The organism is Aeromicrobium piscarium, assembly GCF_007421815.1.
GTDB lineage: Bacteria > Actinomycetota > Actinomycetes > Propionibacteriales > Nocardioidaceae > Aeromicrobium > Aeromicrobium piscarium.
Genome location: NZ_VLNT01000001.1, coordinates 500,807 through 518,368 on the forward strand (window position 1 = coordinate 500,807; position 17,562 = coordinate 518,368).

The window sequence follows — 17,562 nt, forward strand, 5'->3', positions numbered from 1 at the left end:
ATGACGCTGCGGTCCGCCTCCGCCGCCGATCTGCCGGCTCTCGTCGAGGTGGAGGAACTCTGCTTCGGTCCTGACGCCTGGAGCCGGAACCAGCTCACCGATGAATTCGCGGCATCGCGGACCGTCATCGTGGCCGATGACGACGAGGGCATTGCCGGATACGCCACCGTCTCCCTCGTAGGCCCGGACGCCGAGCTCCTGCGGATCGCCGTCCTCCCGGCGCGACGGCGGCGCGGCACCGCACGACGACTGCTCACCGAGGCGTGGAGCAGAGCCGCCGAGCGAGGGGCAGAACGGATGCTGCTGGAGGTCGACGCGGACAACGAGCCGGCGATCGGGCTCTACCGCCGGTTCGGCTTCTCCGATCTGGCGACCCGTCGCGGCTACTACCGAGGACGCGACGCACTGGTGATGGAGCGACGAGGGTGAACGGGGTCATCGAGGCGATGCGCTCCTGGCCCTGGGCATGGGCCTGGTGCGGCTTCTTCCTCGTGGCATTCCTGCGTGCCGGCGCCACCTATCTCATCGGGCGAGGCGTCACGGCGGGAGTGATCCGCTGGCGTTCGCCCAATGCCCGTACCCGCGCGGTCATGGATCGGGTCGGCACGTGGGGCGCGCCGGTCGTCGCGCTGAGCTTCCTGACCGTCGGCGTGCAGACGATCGTCAATCTGTCGGCCGGTCTCATCGAGATGCGCTGGCCGCGCTACCTGTCGGGCCTCGTGCCGGGCGCCGCCGCCTGGGCGACCGTCTGGTCCACGATCGGCATGGCCGCGTTCTATGCCCTGCTCGGAGGGCTGCGTGGCGAGCCGCTCCTCGCCTTGGCCGGGATCGTCGTCGTGGCGGCTGTGGTGGTGATATATCTCGCGCTGCGCAAACGGGCCGCTCGACTTGTGGGCGGCGATGACAGTGGCAGTCTGAATCCATGAGCAACGCACCCGACGAGACGCCCGCGGACTCCCAGTTCCTCAGCCAGGATCCGCCCGAGGACACCCTCATCGACCGTGGCCTGGAGGACCCTCTCGACGAAGGCTTCAGCGCGCCGGAGCGCTGGTCCGCCGGTGAGGGATTCGGCACGACACCCGAGGAGGAGCTGCAGGGGGAGTCGTTGGACCAGCGTCTCGCTCAGGAGATCCCCGAGCCCGATCCGTACGCCGAGGTGGATGAGGAGGATCTCGACGACGGTGAGGTCGGGCACGATCGTTCGGGGCGTCTCGTCGATCCCAATGCGGGCATCGGCGAGGACGTCGACGCCGAACTGCTCGGCGACGACGCCGGTATCGACGGAGCGGCCGCGAGCGCGGAGGAAGCAGCGGTGCACACGATCGATGACGAGGAGTGAGCCCACGGTCGTGGTCGGCTTCGACCTCGACATGACCCTCATCGATTCGCGTCCCGGTATCGCGGCCACGTATCACGAGCTGGTGCGTCGCACCGGTGTCCCGATCGACGTCGACCTCGTCGTCTCGCGGCTCGGACCGCCGCTCGAGGTGGAGCTGGCGAACTGGTTCGCCGACACCGAGGTCGACAAGGCGGCGCAGCTCTATCGCGAGCTCTACCCCGATCTCGCGATCGAGCCGGTCGGGCCGCTCCCGGGCGCGATCGCCGCACTCGAGATGGCCGCGGCGCGCGGCGAGACGATGGTGGTCACCGCCAAGAACGAGCGCGATGCCCGCCTACATGTGGAGCACCTGGGCCTGCAGGTCGATCACGTCGCGGGCGGCGTATGGCGCGATGGCAAGTCGGAGGTCCTCGTGCGGCATCGCGCCGGCCTCTACGTCGGCGACCATGTCCATGACATGGAGGCTGCGCGCATCGCCGAGGTGCCGGGACTGGGTGTCGCCTCGGGCCCCTGCTCGGAGCAGGAGCTCGCCGCAGCGGGTGCCACCGCGACACTGCCGGACCTGACCGGCTTCGCTACGTGGTTCAGTGAACACGTGTAAGGCTAGTCTGGGCGAATGCGCGACATCACGTACCCGCCGATCATCCTCACGGCCAAGACGCTCTTCAAGCTGCTGGGGATGCGGTTCCAGATGTCAGGGACCGAGCACATTCCCCGTGAGGGCGGTGCCATCCTGGCGGCCAATCACATCGGGTACGTCGATTTCATCTTCGACGGTCTCGCCGCGCAGCCGAGCAAGCGACTCGTGCGCTTCATGGCGAAGAAGGAGGCCTTCGAGCACGCGGTGTCCGGGCCGGTCATGCGGTCGCTGCATCACATCCCGGTCGATCGCGACAGCGGCGAGGCGTCCTTCCGCGATGCGGTGGAGTACGCGAGGTCCGGGGAGATCGTCGGGATCTTCCCCGAGGCGACGATCAGCCGGTCGATGGAGATCAAGGGGCTGAAGACGGGTGCCGTGCGCATCGCCGCCGAGGCGGGTGTCCCGCTGATCCCGATGGTGACGTGGGGCACTCAGCTGCTGAAGACGAAGGACCATGACAGTGATCTGCTCGGCCGGGGCAAGACGATCGCCTTGCATGTCGGAAAGCCGCTGCAGGTGACGGGGGAGGATCCGGTGGCCGAGACCGAGCGGTTGCGGATCGCGATGAGCGCGCTGCTGGACAAGGCGATCACCGAGTATCCGGTGAGTCCGCAGGGTCAGTGGTGGGCGCCCGCGCGTTATGGAGGTCTCGCCCCGACCCCCGAGGAGGCCGAGCGCCTGGATGCCGAGGAGAAGGCCGCCCGTGCCGCCCGCCGCGCGGCTCGCGAAGACGACTGATCCCGGCGCGGTCGAGCTGCGTCCCCGCCCTCGCCGGGCCGCGGTAGCTCCTCAACCTTTCCGTCTCGGTGGCGGTAGCTCATCAACCGAATGGTGTGTCGACGGCGTTGATGGTCTACCTCCAGCGAGGCGGAAGGGTTGACGGTTTACCGCCCCGGGGATGAAAAGCCGGGCCGGGTGAGGTGCGGGCGGGGATTGGCGGTCGGCCGCCTAGACTGGCGCGGTGACTGAACCGCTGGTCCTGGGCATCGAATCCTCCTGCGACGAGACGGGTGTCGGCATCGTCCGAGGCACGGAGATCCTCGCGCATGCGGTCGCGTCGAGTGTCGAGGAGCACGTGCGCTTCGGTGGGGTCGTGCCGGAGGTCGCCAGCCGCGCCCACCTCGAGGCGATGGTGCCGACCCTCGAACAGGCGTACCGCCAGGCCGGGCTCGATGTCCGCGATGTCGACGCGATCGCGGTCACCTGCGGCCCGGGGCTCACCGGCGCCCTCCTCGTCGGAGTCGCTGCCGCCAAGGCCCTCGCCCTGGCCCACGACAAGCCCCTCTACGGCGTCAACCACCTCGCGGCTCACGTGGCCGTCGACCAACTGGAACATGGCCGTTTCGGTGAGCGGGTGATCGCGCTGCTCGTGAGCGGCGGGCACACCGAGTTGCTGCTCGTCGACGACATCGCCACCGACATCACGATGCTCGGGTCGACCATCGACGATGCCGCCGGGGAGGCCTTCGACAAGGTCGCGCGTCTACTCGGCCTGCCCTACCCGGGAGGTCCGGAGATCGACCGTGCGGCTCGCGACGGCGACCCGACCGCCGTGGCCTTCCCGCGTGGCCTGACCACGGGGCGCGATCTCGAACGCTATCGGTGGGACTTCTCGTTCTCGGGTCTCAAGAGCGCCGTCTCCCGGCATGTGCAGCATGAGCAGCGCATGGGACGTCCGGTGCCCGTCGCCGATATCGCGGCCTCGTTCCAGGACGCGGTGTGCGATGTGCTCAGCAAGAAGGCGATCGCCGCCTGTGTGGCCCATGAGGTGCCTCGGCTCGTATTGGGTGGAGGTGTGGCCGCCAACGGCCGGCTGCGGCAGTACGTGCTCGAGCGCGCCGAGGCCGCGGGCATCGAGGTGCGCATCCCGCCTCCGTCGCTGTGCACCGACAACGGGGCGATGGTGGCGGCGCTGGGTGCCGAGCTGGTCGCGCGGGGTGTGTCGCCATCCGCACTCGACCTCCCGGTCGACTCGGGCATGCCGGTCGCGCAGATCGTCGCCGCCTGACGCTCGCTTCCTACCCGGTCGGAGGTAGACCATCAACCCCATCAGGCCGTCATGAGGTTGACCAGCTACCGCCGCCGCGGGGGAGGTTGACCAGCTACCGCCGCCGCCATAGGGGTCAGCCTTGGTTGGCTGGTGGCTCTGTCGGGCCGCGCTCGGCCTCGGTCAGCAGCCGGTCGAGCATGAGATCGGCGGAGACGCCGTGGGCCGTGGCCAGCCGCCGCAGCCGGGTCGAACGTCCGGCATCCAGCACGAAAGGCTCGGGCCCGCGTCGCGCCGATGACGGAACGCGCCCGCCGAAGACCCGCAGGGCGATGAGGGTGATGCTGCCCAGCGCGTCCAGGATCGCAAGGACGCCGAGCAGCCGCATGACGTCATCGCCGATGCCGCCGTCGCTGAGCAGGAGCATGATGATGACGGCGGCCACCGCGGCGGCGATCAGCGCGGTCGAGATCAGTAGCCATCGCTGGCGCCGGCGTGCGTCGCCGGTCAGACCGGCGAGCAGACTGATCTGCGCCAGCGTGAGCGCCAGCGTCATGCTGACCCCGTAGGTCCTCCACCACCCGTCGGAGTACGACCAGTCGCCCCAGACGAGCACCAGGGAGATCGTGACCGGCACCACGGCCACCACGGCCCCGGCCGCGCCGGCCAGCCACCAGGAGCTCGCGCTCGAGGCCAGATAGCACAGCGCGGCGAGTGCTGCGACTCCGACGATGGTGGTCGTCAGCAGTACATTGCCCTCGACCTCGCCGAGCGGACCGGGCTTCAGCAGGGCGTAGATTCCGAGCGCCGCCGCCAGCGCGAACGTGCCGATGACGAATCGGGCGACGATCCTGCGGAGAGCTTCCATGGCCGAAGCATCGCATAGGTCACGCCCGTCTCGGCTACGACGCGTCAATCGATCGGACGCACCCAGAAGGCCCGGCCCTTGCCGTCGACGCGGGTCAGCAGCAGGGTGGCCGGGATGGAACCGGTCGCCTTGAGCTGAGCGATGAGCCGCTCCGGCACGATGTCGACTCCGCGCTTCTTGACCGTGAGCGTGCCGAGCTCGCGTTCGCGCAGAGCGGCGCGGAGGCTCTTGGTGCGGAACGGAAGCTCCTCGACGATCTCGAACCAGCGACCGAGAGCGCCCGAGGGCGGGGCGTCGCAGGTCAGGTAGGCGATCTTGGGGTCGAGGAGCCCGCCGCCGATCTGCTCGCCCAGCTCGGCGACCAGGCCTGCGCGGATCACGGCGTCATCGGGCTCGACGATGAACCGGCGAGGCGGATCGAGCCGGGCTCGCGCGCCGTGCGCGGCGATCGTCTCGCCTGTGGGCAGCACGGTGGCCCGATGACCGGGCACCTCGAAGCCGGCACCCCACAGGCACGCCTCCACCAGGTCGCCGTGGTCACTGACCCATTCGGCGCCGACGCCCGTGGGGATCGCATCGTGCGCGATGCCGGGCATGACCTTGGCGACAGCCCGGCCGTCCAGCAGGCGAGCGGTCCATTCCCACGGCGGCGTGAGCTGGTCCAGCCGGGTGAGACGACCGCTGCCGTCGCGGCGTGCCGGATCGACGAAGGCGATCTCGTCATCGGCGATCGATGTCTCGAGGGCGTCGCCGGCTTCGACGCGTCCGTCGATACCGAGGGTCGTCAGGTTCGCGCGTGCGATGGCCGCGCGCAGCGGGTCGATCTCGATTCCGCGCACGGTGAGCCCGGCCCGGGCGAAGGCGATGAGATCGGCGCCGATGCCGCAGCCGAGGTCCGCCACGGCCTGGGCGCCCCGGTCGCGCAGCTGCTCGGCCCGATGGCGCGCCACCGACGCGCGCGTCGCCTGCTCCAGCGCGTCGGGCGTGTAGTAGAGGCGGGCCGCATCGGGTCCCAGCTTCGCGACGGCCTTCTCACGGAGCCGCTGCTGGGCGATGGCCGCGGCCACCAGCTCACCGGGGTGATCGCGACGCAACCGAGTGCCCAGCGCGAGGTCGGACGTGCCAGGTGGCTGCTCGGCCACCGTGGCGAGCAGACGCTGACCGGCCGGGGCCAGCAGACGATCGAAGGTCGCGAGGTCCACCTCGCCATTGTGGCCGTTGCCGCGACCTCCCTCTCGTGGGCGGTGCCTGAGCGTCCCTTCCGGCCGCGAACGGACGCCTACTCACCGCCCCCGGGCGCCGCCGGGATGGGGAGACGACGATGTTCCAGCAACCAGTGGTTGGCGCCGTCGTAACGGTGCTCGACCCGGTCGAGCACCGCGCGGGCCAGGGCCAGTCCGCGTCCGTCCTCGGACTCCGGGGGCGGCATGGTGGCGTGCTCGACGTCGACCTCGGCGGACTCGTCGTGGTCGGTGAATTCGGCGACGAGGCGATCGCGATGCGCTTGGAGCCGGAGGTCGAAGCGGCGCGAGCCACCCGCGGTGCGGCGACCGTGCGCGACGATATTGCCGGTCACCTCGGCGAGGGCGGTGGTGAAGGCATGCCGCACGTGGATGTCGACGTCACCGCCGAGGTCGTCCCACCACTGCTGTGCGGCGTCGAGGACCAGCTCGATGCTCTCCGGGGTGGCCGGTGCGTCGAAGACCTGCCGGACCACCGGCTGTTCAGCGGGCATCGAGTGCCGCGTCCACGGTCACGAAGGGCTGGAGCAGGTCGTCGAGATTGGTCAGCTCCATGGCCAGCCGGACTTGATCGCTCGCTCCGCAGACGCGCAACGGAACGTCCCCGGCATGCGCGATCCGCTGTGCTCCCGCCAGGGCGCCCAGTCCCGAGGAGTCGATGAAGGCGAGGCCGGCGAGGTCGATGACCACCAGCTGATCGCCGGCGTGCAGGGCCGTGGTGACCGCATCGCGGAAGGCTCCCGCTGATGCCATCGTCAGACGTCCCCTGGGTTGCAGGACGGTGGCCCCCTCGACGCGGTCGACGCCGATCTCGAACACGTGCTCTCCCAACCCGTTCAAGGATGACGCTGGACGATGATGACCGTAACGTCATCGAGCGGAGGTCGCTCGGTGGCCAGGCCCAGGATCGTGTCGATCGCCTCGGCGTCCGTGGACGGCCGGACGAGGGATTCGACGGCCTCGGGCCAGCGGACCGGGTTCTCCACGAGGTCGAGGACTCCGTCGCTGACACACACGAGCCGGTCGCCCGGCAGGAGCTCCACCTGGTGTTCGCGGCGTTCCCGGCGCCGCAGACCCAGCGGAGGATCGTCGCCGGTGAGGCGCTCGCGTTCGCCGGTCGCCCGCAGGAGCAGCGCCAGCCCGAAGCCAGCATCGGCGTAGCGGAGCCGATGGGTCCGCGTGTCGGCGGACAGCTGGAAGACGGTGACGAAGGCCCCCGACCGGTCCAGCTCGTCGGCCAGCTGGGTCTCCGCTCGCTGTAGATATCGGCCGAGATCCATGCCCTCGGTCACCGATTGGATCGCGCCACGCAAGGCGCCGTGGACTGAGGAGCCGAGGAGCGCCGCCGCCGTGCCCTTGCCCATGACATCGGCGAGTCCGGCGTGGAGGACGTGGCCGTCGGCGCCGTAGTCGAAGTAGTCTCCACCGACATTGAGCGCGGCGGCGCAGCGTCCGGTGACCGACCAGTCACCGATCCGCAGCGGACGGTCCGGCAGCAGCGCCGTCTGCGCCGCTCGGGCGCGCCCGGACTCGGCCTCGGCGAGCAGCTCGCGTTGTGCCCAGGCCGCGAGATCGCTGAACTCGGCGACCTGGGCGGCATCGAACTCCCGGGTGCGTGTGTCGAAGACGCAGAACGCGCCGATGACGGTGCCTCCCGGCTCGGTGAGCGGGTAGCCGAGGTAGAAGCGGATCGCCGGGTCGGCGCGCACGGCGGGAAGGTCACGGAACCGGGGATCGCAGGTGGCGTCGGAGGTCGTGACCGGACCGGAGGTGTCGAGGACGTGCTGGCAGAAGGTGTGCTCGCGGGGAATCGACTCCGGGAGGTCTCCGGAGCCGCCGGGAATGAAGACGCGGTCGGCGTCGAAGACGGTCACCGCGGAGCTCGGCACGTCGAACATGCGCCGGGCGATACGGGCGATACGGTCGAGGACCGGAAGCGAGCCGCGTTCGGGGAGCCCGAGGATGTCGACCACACGCTGTCGTCGCTCATCGGCGGACACGATCGTCACCGGGGCTCCTCTCGCCTCGTCAGGACCGGACGGGAGGCACGCGGTCCGGCGAACCTGTGCATCAGTCTAACGATGTCGCCCCATCTCAGGGTCGATACCAGGAAAAGATGCGGTGTCGCCACGGTTAGCACTCTCTTGGTGTGAGTGCCAGGGTTTGCTATCGTCCTCTTTAGCACTCGGGTAGTCTGAGTGCCAGTTCCATCGGTGGCCCCGACCCCCGCGACGGCGTGGCCACCGGACACCTCAATTCGTAGCAGTAACCGTCGAAAGGGGAGGTCGACCAGTGTCGGTCACCATCAAGCCGCTCGAGGACCGCGTCGTCGTCAAGGCGCTCGAAGCCGAGCAGACCACCGCGTCCGGTCTCGTGATTCCGGACACCGCCAAGGAGAAGCCCCAGGAGGGCGAGGTCGTGGCCGTGGGCCCCGGCCGCGTCAGCGACAACGGCGAGCGCGTCCCGGTCGATGTCGCCACCGGCGACAAGGTCATCTTCAGCAAGTACGGCGGCACCGAGGTCAAGTACGACGGACAGGATTACCTCATCCTCTCCGCCCGCGACATCCTCGCTGTCGTCTCCTGATCCAGTGCTCCGGCGTCGTCCCTCGGGGCGGCGCCGGAGCCGCATTCGCCCCCTGAATCCTTCAGTAGAAGAGGTCTGATCCTTCTATGCCCAAGATCCTGGAGTTCGACGAGGATGCACGCCGTGCGCTAGAGCGCGGCGTCGACAAGCTCGCCGACACCGTCAAAGTCACCCTCGGCCCCAAGGGCCGCTATGTCGTGCTCGACAAGAAGTGGGGCGCTCCCACGATCACGAACGACGGCGTCTCCGTCGCCCGTGAGATCGAGCTCGACGACCCCTTCGAGAACCTCGGCGCACAGCTCGCCAAGGAGGTCGCCACCAAGACCAACGACATCGCCGGCGATGGCACCACCACCGCCACGGTGCTCGCTCAGGCGATGGTCCACGAGGGCCTGCGCGCTGTGGCCGCCGGAGCCAACCCGGTCGGCCTGAAGCGCGGTATCGAGGCGGCCGTCGAGGCCGTCACCGCCGAGCTGCGTAACCGTGCCCGCGATGTCGACGATGTCGCCGACATGACCGCGGTCGCCACCGTCTCCAGCCGCGACGGTCACATCGGCGAGCTGATCGCCGATGCCTTCGACAAGGTCGGCAAGGACGGTGTCATCACCGTCGAGGAGTCCAACACCATGGGCACCGACCTCGAGTTCACCGAGGGCATGCAGTTCGACAAGGGCTACCTGTCGCCCTACATGGTGACGGACACCGAGCGCATGGAGGCCGTGCTCGACGACCCGTACATCCTGGTCAACCAGGGCAAGATCTCCGCGGTGCAGGAGCTGCTGCCGCTGCTGGAGAAGGTCGTTCAGGCCGGCAAGCCGCTGTTCATCATCGCCGAGGACATCGAGGGCGAGGCGCTCTCGACGATCGTCGTCAACAAGATCCGCGGCACCTTCACCTCGGTCGCGGTCAAGGCCCCGGCCTTCGGCGACCGCCGCAAGGCGATCCTGCAGGACATCGCGACCCTCACCGGCGCCACCGTGGTGACGCCGGATGTGGGCCTCAAGCTGGACCAGGTCGGCATCGAGGTGCTCGGCACCGCGCGCCGTGTCGTGGTGACTAAGGACAACACCACCATCGTCGACGGTGGTGGCGACCAGGCTGAGGTCGACGGCCGCGTGGCCCAGATCAAGGCCGAGATCGAGAACACCGACTCCGAGTGGGATCGCGAGAAGCTCTCGGAGCGTCTCGCCAAGCTCGCCGGCGGTGTCTGCGTCATCCGCGTGGGTGCGGCCACCGAGGTCGAGCTCAAGGAGAAGAAGCACCGCATCGAGGACGCCGTCTCCGCGACGCGCGCCGCGATCGAGGAGGGCATCGTTCCCGGCGGCGGTTCGGCTCTCGTCCACGCTGTGCGCGTGCTCGACGACGGTCTCGGACTCAGCGGCGACGAGGCCGTGGGTGTGCGGATCGTCCGCAAGGGCGCCGACGCCCCGCTGGAGTGGATCGCCCGCAACGGCGGCGCCTCCGGCGAGGTCGTGGTCTCCAAGGTCCGCGAGAGCGGCGACGGCTACAACGCGGCCTCGGGCGAGTACGGTGACCTGCTCGCGCAGGGCATCCTCGACCCGGTCAAGGTCACGCGTTCGGCGCTCGCCAACGCGGCCTCGATCACCGCGATGCTGCTGACGACCGAGACCCTGGTCGTCGACAAGCCCGCCGAGGAGGACGACGAGCACGCTGGACACAGCCACTGATCGTCGCCAACTGGCACGTACAGGGCCCGGAGCTTCGGCTCCGGGCCCTGTCGCGTTCCGGCCCTTCGTCTCCCTCGGGGGGGGGCGGTGAGCTTCGCACGTCTCGTCCGGGTGGGCGGTGGGTTACGCACCTCTCGCCGCCTCGGAGAGGTGTCTATCTCACCGCGCTCGGCGTTGAGGGGTGTCTATCTCACCGCCCACCCGTCGCGTGCTCGGCCGCTTGCCGAGGCGCCCCGCCCGCGGAGGGTGACGGCACTCACGGATGACGACTGCCATTTTCGATGTTACATTGGCAGTGTCACATCGAGAGGATGATGCGCGATGACCGCAACGGCAGTGGATTTCCGCCAGCAGATCGACCCGGACGGCACGCTCGAGCGCTTGCTCGAGTCCTCGGCCAAGCTGTCCTATGACCCGGACCAGGAGGTCGACTGGCAGGCCCCGCTCGACCCGGCCAAGTACGGGCTCAATCCCGAGTGGTCGACCCTCTACGGCACGCGTCTGTGGAGTGAGATGAGCGAGGAGCAGCGCATCGCGCTGACCCGCCACGAGGTCGGCTCGATCATGAGCACCGGCATCTGGTTCGAGATGATCCTGCAGCAGATGATCCTGCGCGACCAGTACTGCGGTGTCTACGCGGGCTCGGAGTTCCAGTTCGCGCTCACCGAGATCGCCGACGAGTGCCGTCACTCGCTCATGTTCGCCAAGACCTGTACCAAGATGGGTGTCCCGCACTACAAGCCGAAGCGCTACGTGCAGGAGCTCGCGCGCGGACTCAAGACCGTCGCCGGCGGCGAGGTCGCCTATGGGGCGATCCTGGTGGCCGAGGAGATCCTCGATGTCATGCAGCGCGACTGGCTGCGCGGCGACAATGTGCTCGACGAGGTCCGCACCACGAGCAAGATCCACGTGGTCGAGGAGGCGCGGCACATGAAGTTCGCGCGGCACGAGATCCGTGAGCACCTGGCCGGTGCGAGCCCGATGCGTCGCAAGGCCAGCGCGGCGGTCATCGCCGGCGGGGCGAAGTTCGTCGTCGAGTCGATGGTCAGCGACCAGGTGTACGCGAATGTCGGCCTGGATCGCAAGCGTGCCGTGGCCGAGGCGAAGGCCAATATGCACCACCAGAACCTCATGCGGATGAGCTGCGTGCACCTCATGGACTTCTTGTCCGAGGCGGGCTTGCTGACCCCCTATGCGATGCGGCTGTACCGCAGCGTCCACATGCTCTGACCGTGACGAGCGGCACGTGACACCCACCACACTGCATGTTACATTGTCGGTGTCATATTGCTGCGAGGGAGGCACACCATGACCATCGCTCCGGAGAATTTCCGTGCCACGCTCAACGACACCGAGCTGGAGCGCCTGCTCGAGTCGTCCGAGCAGCTGTCGTACCAGCCCGATGACGAGATCGACTGGGACGCTCCGCTCGACCCGACCAAGTACGGGCTGAACCCCGAGTGGTCCACGCTCTACGGCACGCGTCTGTGGAGTGAGATGAGTGAGGAGCAGCGCATCGCGCTGACCCGCCACGAGGTCGCGTCGATCATGAGCACCGGCATCTGGTTCGAGACGCTCCTGCAGCACCTCATCCTGCGCAGCCAGTACTCCGCCCCCTACGGTGGCTCGGAGTTCCGCTGGGCGCTCACCGAGATCGCGGACGAGTGCCGTCACTCATTGATGTTCTCCAAGACCTGCGCCAAGCTCGATGCCTCGGACTACCGTCCGCAGCGATACGTCCACGAGCTCGCTCGACTGCTCAAGAACGTTGCCAATGGCGAGATCTCGTACGGCTGCATCCTGGTGGCCGAGGAGATCCTCGATGTCATGCAGCGCGACTGGCTGCGCGGTGAGGACGTGCTCGACGAGGTCCGCACCACGAGCAAGATCCACGTGGTCGAGGAGGCGCGCCATATGAAGTTCGCGCGCATGGAGATTGTGGACTACCTCAAGGGCGTCTCGCCTACCCGCCGCCGGGTCAGCGCTTATGTCATCGCCGCCGCGGCGACCTTCATCGTGCGCGAGATGGTCAGCAAGGACGTCTACGCCAATGTCGGCCTGCCGCGCGAGCGGGCGATCGCCGAGGCCAAGGCCAACACCCATCATCACAACCTCATGCGGATGAGCTGCGTGCACCTCATGGACTTCCTGTCCGAGGCCGGTCTGCTGACCCCCGCGGCGATGCGGATGTACCGCAGCGTCCACATGCTCTGAGCCAGGAAGTCCCCTCACATGGCCTACGCGATCACCCAGAGCTGCTGTAACGACGCCTCCTGTGTGTCGGTGTGCCCGGTGGACTGCATCCATCCGACACCCGATGAGCCGGACTTCGGCACGACCGACATCCTCTATGTCGACCCCAAGGTCTGCATCGACTGCGGTGCCTGCGCCGACGCCTGCCCGGTGTCGGCGATCAAGCCGGTCGACGTCCTGCGCGGCGGCGAGGAGGTCTTCGCGCAGCTGAACGCCGAGTTCTACGCCGAACGGCCCACGCGTGTCGCGCCCGCGACGCACACGTGGGAGGAGATGGGCGCCGTCGTCGATCGCCCGCTGCGGGTCGCGGTCGTCGGCACCGGGCCCGCCGCCTCCTACGCGGCCCGGCATCTGCTCCTGTCGACGGACGCGCGCGTGACGATGCTCGACAAGTCGCCGGTCCCCGGCGGACTGGTGCGCGGGGGAGTCGCACCGGATCACGCCGAGACGAAGGCCTTCGCGAATCTCTTCGACTGGGCGTATCGGCACCCGCGCACCTCGATGTACATGAATGTGGAGGTCGGCGCGGACGTCACCCACGAGGAGTTGTTGCAGTACCACGACGCCGTCATCTACGGCGTCGGTGCGCGACTGGATCGTGCCCTCGGCGTCCCCGGCGAGGACCTCCCGGGCGTCTTCGGCGCGCCGGATGTCGTCGGTTGGTACAACGCGGCCATCGACGTCCCCGCCGAGTCGATCCGCCTGGGCGGGGAGCGCATGGTCGTCGTCGGCAACGGCAATGTGGCCCTCGACGTCGCGCGGATCGTGCTCTCCGAGCCGGCATCGTTGCGGCGCACCGACATGGCCGATCACGCGATCGACGAGGTCGAGCGCTCGGCGATCCGCGAGGTCGTCCTGCTCGGGCGTCGGGGACCGGAGGTCGCGGCCTTCACCCGCCCGGAGCTGCTGATGATGCCCGAGGGCATCGATGTCGTGGTCGCCCGTGACGAGGCCGCGGAGGCCGCACTCGACGTCGCGGAGCCGGGGTCCAAGGCAGCGCTCCTCGCTGCTCTCCCGCGGGCGGAGGTGGATCTGACGGTGGCGCCACCGGAGGGCAAGCGACTGGTCTTCGCCTTCGGGGCGCAGATCGTGTCGGTGGAGGGCGGCGACGCGGTCGAGGCCGTGCAGATCGCCCCGACCGGCCGGCCGGACGAGGCCGTCAAGGTCCCCGTGGGCACCGTGGTGCGGTCTACCGGGCATCGCGGACGGCCGGTGGCGGGGCTCCCCTTCGACGACGTCACCGCGACGGTTCCCAATGTCGACGGCCGGGTCATCGATCCGGCCACCGGAGATCCGATCCCCGGTGCCTATGTCACGGGGTGGATCAAGCGTGGCGCCACCGGCGGTATCGGCACCAATCGCACCTGCGCCCACGAGACGGTGTCGACTGTGCTCCAGGACGCGGCCGACGGCGCTCTGCGGATGCCGGGCGGTTCGCGACGCGGATTCGGCAAGCTCCTGCGGAGACGGGTGCCGTCGCTCGTGAACCGTCGCCGGATGTTCGCCATCGAGAGTGCCGAGCGCGCCCGTGGGGCCTCTGCGGGGCGCCCGCGCGTCAAGTTCGCGTCCTCGGCCCAGATGCTCGACGCCGCACGTCGCTGACCGCGGCGGGCGCTCTCACTCGCGTCCGCTGGAGATCCACTCCGGCCCGTTGAAGGTGAGATTGCGGCCGCCGAGCACGGTATCGGAGACGGCGTCGAGAGCACTCAGCTGATCCTGGGTGAGCGAGATGTCCAGGCAGCCGGCGTTCTCCTCCATGCGCTCGGCACGTCGAGTGCCGGGGATCGGCACGACCGGCAGGTCGAACCGTTCCCCCTGTGCCAGCAACCAGGCCAGCGCCACCTGGGCCGGCGTCGCACCGAGCTGGTCGGCCACCTCTCGCACCACGTCGACGACGGCCTGGTTGGCCTCGAAGTGCTCATCGAAGCGAGGCTGTCCGGAGCGGGAGCTGCCGGCGATCGCGTCCGGCGTGAGGGTGCCCGTCAGGAACCCGCGCCCCAGCGGGGAGTACGGGACGAAGCCCGTGCCGAGCTCCCGGGCCGCCGGGACGACGTGGGCCTCGACATCGCGCGACCAGATGCTCCACTCGCTCTGGACCGCGGCGATGGGATGTACCGCATGGGCGGCCCTGAGCTCCTCGGCCGTCACCTCCGACAACCCGAGGTGACGGACCTTGCCGGCCTCGACCAGCTCGGCCATCGCACCGACGGTCTCCTCGATGGGCCGGTCCAGCTCGCGACGGTGCATGTAGTACAGGTCGATGACATCGACGCCGAGACGCCTCAAGGACGCATCACAGGCCTGGTGCACGTACTCGCGATCACCCCGGGTCGTCTTGTTCGCCCCCGTGCCGATGGCGCCGACGATCCCGAACTTGGTCGCGAGCTGCACCTCGTCGCGCCGTGTGCGCAGCACCCGCCCGAACAACTCCTCGTTGGTGCCGGCCGGCCCCTCCTGGCCGGGGTGCGGCTCGCCGTAGACATCGGCGGTGTCGAGGAAGGTGACCCCCAGGTCGATGACCTCGTGCAGGACGCGTTCGGCCTCCTCTGAACCGATGCCACCATAGACGTGGCTGAGGGCCATGCCCTCCGAAACCGAGCCTGCTCACCGTGAGGCCGTCGCTGAGTCGAGTCGTGCCGATCGTGGTCATCGTGGGTCTCCTTCGCCGGGGCGCGAACTCTCGTGAGCGACGCGCGTCACCACGAGCCTAGGTTGTGCACGATCCGGCCTCGGCTCTGCGAGGACGCGTCGATCCCACCGATGCCTTCCATCCGGCTCTGACGACCGGGCACGACCTAGAGAGGCAGCCTCGCGATTCCCTCGAAGAAGCGGACACAGCGCCCGTACAGCAGCACCCGCTCACCGTCGAGTCGTATCCGCAGGGTACCTCCGCGCTTGGAGACCTGGCGGGCCACGAGATCGGTCCTGCCCAGCCTCGCTGCCCAGAGGGGAGCGAGCTGGCAGTGCGCCGATCCCGTCACAGGGTCCTCGGGGACCCCCGCCCGCGCACCGAACCACCGCGACACGAAGTCGTACTCGGTGCCGGTCCCCGGTGCGGTCACGACGATGCCACGCACCGGCAGGGCCGACAGGACGGCGAGATCCGGTGTGAGGTCGACGACCATCTGCGGATCGTCCACGACGTAGATGAGGTCCGTGGCGCGGAACGCCTCGGCGACCGGGACTCCGAGCGCCCGCGCCACGGTGGGGTCGACCTCCGTCGACCGAGACTGCTCGGAGGGGAAGTCCATCGTCTGTACGCCATCGGGCGAGCGCGTGACCGTGAGCCATCCGCTGCGCGTGAAGAACTGCACCGTCTCGGCCTCCGCATGCACATCGTCGAAGAGATACGATGCCGCCGCCATCGTCGCGTGTCCGCACAGCTCGACTTCGATCGCCGGGGTGAACCATCGCAGGTGATACGTGGGCCGCGCCGGATACTGGACCGGCGGTGCCGATGGCAGATCCTCGACGAGGAATGCCGTCTCCGACAGGTTGTTCTCGGCCGCGACCCGCTGGAGGAGCTCATCCGCGGGCCAGGCCGGCAAAGGCACCACCGCTGCCGGATTGCCTTCGAACAACCCGTCCGCGAACGCGTCGATCTGCACCAGCGGAACCTGCGCGAACGCTTCTTCACGGTGTCCGGTATCGATCATCCCGCCACGGTAGTGGGTGCCGGAACCGTCGGCGGACCGATGCGGGTGCGTGGGCGACCGTACAGCGAGCCGGGGTAGCGTCGCCCGGGTGAGCGCACAGGAAGGTCACCGGCCCGGAACGGCGGGGTACCGGCGGCTCAACTGGGCCATGCTCATGGCGGGTATCGCGGGCTTCGGGATGCTCTACAGCACCCAGCCGCTGCTTCCCCAGATCGGCGGGACCTTCGATGTCTCGGCGACCGCTGCCGCGCTCACGGTCTCGGCGGGCACCGGCGGGCTCGCCGTCACCGTCGTCGTCGCGACCTGGCTGGGCCAGCGCATCGGGCGGGTCGCCGTGATGCGTATCGGTCTGGTCGTGGCGGTGGCCGCCCAGCTGGCCAGCACCGCGATGCCGACCTTCGAGCTCCTGCTCGGGGCCCGGGTGGTCCTGGGACTGGCGCTGGCCGGAGTCGTGGGGGTGGCGATGGGCCATGTCGGTGCCGAGGTGCACCCGGCGGGCCTCGGGCAGGCGATGGGACTCTACGTCGCGGGCAACTCGCTCGGCGGCGTGCTCGGACGTCTCGTCACTTCCGGGGTGTCGGAGTTCGCGAGCTGGCGGGTGGCCGACGCGGTCCTCGGCGCGGCAGCGGGCGCGGCTGCGTTCGCCTTCATGATCCTGCTCCCCTCGAGCGATCAGGTGCCGCGCCGGGAACAGGCCGACCGTGTGCGACCCGATCCGCGGGCCTGGCTGCGTGTCGAGGTGTGGGCGCTCGCGGCGATCCCCTTCCTGCTCATGGGCGGATTCGTGGGTCTCTACAACTTCCTGACGTACCGGCTCGTGGAGCCGCCCTTCTCGTTGTCGCCGGGGCTCGTCGGACTGGTCTTCCTGGCCTATCTCGCCGGAACCGCGGCATCCGTGGTGGCGGGCCGTGCTGCCGACCGTTTCGGCCGACCGGTCAGCATCCTCATCTCTCTCGCGCTGATGGGTGTCGGCATCGTGGTGACTCTCGCCGACCGGCTGTGGCTGATCGTGCTCGGACTCGTCGTGTTGACGGCGGGATTCTTCGCGGCGCACGCGGTCGCGAGCGGTTGGATGCCGGTGGTCGCACGCGGCCTGGGGCCGGCGGCCAGCGGCCTGTACGTCTCGGGCTACTACGCCGGATCGAGTGTGCTCGGTGCCGCGCTCGGCCTCGCCTGGAGCGGCGGCGGGTGGCCTGCGACCGCGTGGGCTGTGCTCGCGCTCACAGCCCTGGCAGCCGGGTGTGTCGCGGTGGTCGCGGGCCGTAGACTTGGTTCATGAGCGAGCGCAGAACCCAGATTTGCTC

General features: G+C 69.1%; 19 protein-coding genes. 12 read left to right on the forward strand and 7 right to left on the reverse strand.

Annotation, left to right across the window (positions count from 1 at the left end):
* From rimI to tsaD, 6 genes are all read left to right on the forward strand, one after another.
* Entirely contained in the window at nucleotides 1–429 is a 429-nt protein-coding gene (rimI, locus tag FNM00_RS02615) for a ribosomal protein S18-alanine N-acetyltransferase (RefSeq protein WP_143911439.1), read from the forward strand.
* Complete coding sequence (locus FNM00_RS02620) at nucleotides 426–926, forward strand: DedA family protein (RefSeq protein WP_143911440.1); 501 nt, start codon at nucleotides 426–428, stop codon at nucleotides 924–926. Before rimI ends, FNM00_RS02620 begins: the two co-directional genes overlap by 4 nt.
* On the forward strand, nucleotides 923–1,339 hold the full coding sequence (locus FNM00_RS02625; protein ID WP_143911441.1) for a DUF5709 domain-containing protein: 417 nt from the start codon (nucleotides 923–925) through the stop codon (nucleotides 1,337–1,339). The genes FNM00_RS02620 and FNM00_RS02625 overlap by 4 nt, the downstream gene beginning before the upstream one ends.
* Nucleotides 1,326–1,940: an HAD family hydrolase gene (locus FNM00_RS02630; RefSeq protein ID WP_143911442.1), complete on the forward strand. Its 615-nt coding sequence runs from the start codon at nucleotides 1,326–1,328 to the stop codon at nucleotides 1,938–1,940. The genes FNM00_RS02625 and FNM00_RS02630 overlap by 14 nt, the downstream gene beginning before the upstream one ends.
* Before the next feature lie 15 nt (nucleotides 1,941–1,955).
* Entirely contained in the window at nucleotides 1,956–2,717 is a 762-nt protein-coding gene (locus tag FNM00_RS02635) for a lysophospholipid acyltransferase family protein (protein ID WP_143911443.1), read from the forward strand.
* 223 nt (nucleotides 2,718–2,940) lie between these two features.
* Entirely contained in the window at nucleotides 2,941–3,987 is a 1,047-nt protein-coding gene (gene tsaD / locus FNM00_RS02640; protein WP_143911444.1) for a tRNA (adenosine(37)-N6)-threonylcarbamoyltransferase complex transferase subunit TsaD, read from the forward strand.
* A gap of 115 nt (nucleotides 3,988–4,102) precedes the next feature.
* Here the strand turns inward: tsaD and FNM00_RS02645 are convergent, their stop codons facing one another.
* The 5 genes from FNM00_RS02645 to FNM00_RS02665 form a co-directional block, all read right to left on the reverse strand.
* On the reverse strand, nucleotides 4,103–4,834 hold the full coding sequence (locus FNM00_RS02645) for a hypothetical protein (protein WP_143911445.1): 732 nt from the start codon (nucleotides 4,832–4,834) through the stop codon (nucleotides 4,103–4,105).
* A gap of 44 nt (nucleotides 4,835–4,878) precedes the next feature.
* Nucleotides 4,879–6,036, reverse strand: a complete 1,158-nt coding sequence (locus FNM00_RS02650; RefSeq protein WP_143911446.1) for a class I SAM-dependent methyltransferase — start codon at nucleotides 6,034–6,036, stop codon at nucleotides 4,879–4,881.
* 77 nt (nucleotides 6,037–6,113) lie between these two features.
* A complete protein-coding gene (locus FNM00_RS02655) occupies nucleotides 6,114–6,569 on the reverse strand; it encodes an ATP-binding protein (RefSeq protein ID WP_143911447.1) in 456 nt (151 codons plus the stop codon).
* A complete protein-coding gene (locus tag FNM00_RS02660) occupies nucleotides 6,559–6,894 on the reverse strand; it encodes an STAS domain-containing protein (RefSeq protein WP_143911448.1) in 336 nt (111 codons plus the stop codon). Before FNM00_RS02660 ends, FNM00_RS02655 begins: the two co-directional genes overlap by 11 nt.
* Before the next feature lie 17 nt (nucleotides 6,895–6,911).
* Nucleotides 6,912–8,084, reverse strand: coding sequence for a PP2C family protein-serine/threonine phosphatase (locus FNM00_RS02665; protein WP_143911449.1), 1,173 nt, complete (start codon nucleotides 8,082–8,084; stop codon nucleotides 6,912–6,914).
* A gap of 283 nt (nucleotides 8,085–8,367) precedes the next feature.
* Between FNM00_RS02665 and groES the strand changes: the two genes are divergently transcribed.
* The 5 genes from groES (at nucleotide 8,368) to FNM00_RS02690 (ending at nucleotide 14,204) form a co-directional block, all read left to right on the forward strand.
* Nucleotides 8,368–8,661: a co-chaperone GroES gene (gene groES / locus FNM00_RS02670; RefSeq protein ID WP_087623411.1), complete on the forward strand. Its 294-nt coding sequence runs from the start codon at nucleotides 8,368–8,370 to the stop codon at nucleotides 8,659–8,661.
* Nucleotides 8,662–8,747: 86 nt separating this feature from the next.
* Nucleotides 8,748–10,349, forward strand: a complete 1,602-nt coding sequence (groL, locus tag FNM00_RS02675) for a chaperonin GroEL (RefSeq protein ID WP_143911450.1) — start codon at nucleotides 8,748–8,750, stop codon at nucleotides 10,347–10,349.
* A gap of 321 nt (nucleotides 10,350–10,670) precedes the next feature.
* Nucleotides 10,671–11,579 (forward strand): AurF N-oxygenase family protein, encoded by a 909-nt coding sequence (locus FNM00_RS02680; RefSeq protein ID WP_143911451.1) that lies wholly within the window; start codon nucleotides 10,671–10,673, stop codon nucleotides 11,577–11,579.
* 78 nt (nucleotides 11,580–11,657) lie between these two features.
* Nucleotides 11,658–12,563, forward strand: a complete 906-nt coding sequence (locus tag FNM00_RS02685; RefSeq protein ID WP_143911452.1) for an AurF N-oxygenase family protein — start codon at nucleotides 11,658–11,660, stop codon at nucleotides 12,561–12,563.
* Nucleotides 12,564–12,581: 18 nt separating this feature from the next.
* Entirely contained in the window at nucleotides 12,582–14,204 is a 1,623-nt protein-coding gene (locus tag FNM00_RS02690; protein ID WP_143911453.1) for a 4Fe-4S binding protein, read from the forward strand.
* Nucleotides 14,205–14,219: 15 nt separating this feature from the next.
* Here the strand turns inward: FNM00_RS02690 and FNM00_RS02695 are convergent, their stop codons facing one another.
* Both FNM00_RS02695 and FNM00_RS02700 read right to left on the reverse strand, forming a co-directional pair.
* Entirely contained in the window at nucleotides 14,220–15,185 is a 966-nt protein-coding gene (locus FNM00_RS02695; RefSeq protein WP_246065033.1) for an aldo/keto reductase, read from the reverse strand.
* A 212-nt stretch (nucleotides 15,186–15,397) separates the two neighbouring features.
* The gene (locus FNM00_RS02700; protein WP_143911454.1) at nucleotides 15,398–16,258 is read right to left on the reverse strand and encodes a PhzF family phenazine biosynthesis protein; all 861 of its coding nucleotides are present in this window, start codon (nucleotides 16,256–16,258) and stop codon (nucleotides 15,398–15,400) included.
* Between the two features lie 88 nt (nucleotides 16,259–16,346).
* Here FNM00_RS02700 and FNM00_RS02705 point away from each other — a divergent pair, with 88 nt between their 5' ends.
* Nucleotides 16,347–17,537 carry an MFS transporter gene (locus tag FNM00_RS02705; RefSeq protein ID WP_143911455.1) on the forward strand — a complete coding sequence of 397 codons (1,191 nt, stop codon included), beginning with the start codon at nucleotides 16,347–16,349 and terminating at the stop codon, nucleotides 17,535–17,537.
* Nucleotides 17,538–17,562 lie beyond the last annotated feature (25 nt).

Coding starts and splice junctions, on each gene's coding strand:
- rimI (WP_143911439.1), top strand. CDS start 1: ATGACGCTGCGGTCCGCCTCCGCCGCCGATCTGCCGGCTCTCGTCGAG.
- FNM00_RS02625 (WP_143911441.1), top strand. CDS start 923: ATGAGCAACGCACCCGACGAGACGCCCGCGGACTCCCAGTTCCTCAGC.
- FNM00_RS02630 (WP_143911442.1), top strand. CDS start 1,326: ATGACGAGGAGTGAGCCCACGGTCGTGGTCGGCTTCGACCTCGACATG.
- FNM00_RS02635 (WP_143911443.1), top strand. CDS start 1,956: ATGCGCGACATCACGTACCCGCCGATCATCCTCACGGCCAAGACGCTC.
- FNM00_RS02645 (WP_143911445.1), bottom strand. CDS start 4,834: ATGGAAGCTCTCCGCAGGATCGTCGCCCGATTCGTCATCGGCACGTTC.
- FNM00_RS02655 (WP_143911447.1), bottom strand. CDS start 6,569: ATGCCCGCTGAACAGCCGGTGGTCCGGCAGGTCTTCGACGCACCGGCC.
- groL (WP_143911450.1), top strand. CDS start 8,748: ATGCCCAAGATCCTGGAGTTCGACGAGGATGCACGCCGTGCGCTAGAG.
- FNM00_RS02680 (WP_143911451.1), top strand. CDS start 10,671: ATGACCGCAACGGCAGTGGATTTCCGCCAGCAGATCGACCCGGACGGC.
- FNM00_RS02685 (WP_143911452.1), top strand. CDS start 11,658: ATGACCATCGCTCCGGAGAATTTCCGTGCCACGCTCAACGACACCGAG.
- FNM00_RS02690 (WP_143911453.1), top strand. CDS start 12,582: ATGGCCTACGCGATCACCCAGAGCTGCTGTAACGACGCCTCCTGTGTG.
- FNM00_RS02695 (WP_246065033.1), bottom strand. CDS start 15,185: ATGGCCCTCAGCCACGTCTATGGTGGCATCGGTTCAGAGGAGGCCGAA.
- FNM00_RS02700 (WP_143911454.1), bottom strand. CDS start 16,258: ATGATCGATACCGGACACCGTGAAGAAGCGTTCGCGCAGGTTCCGCTG.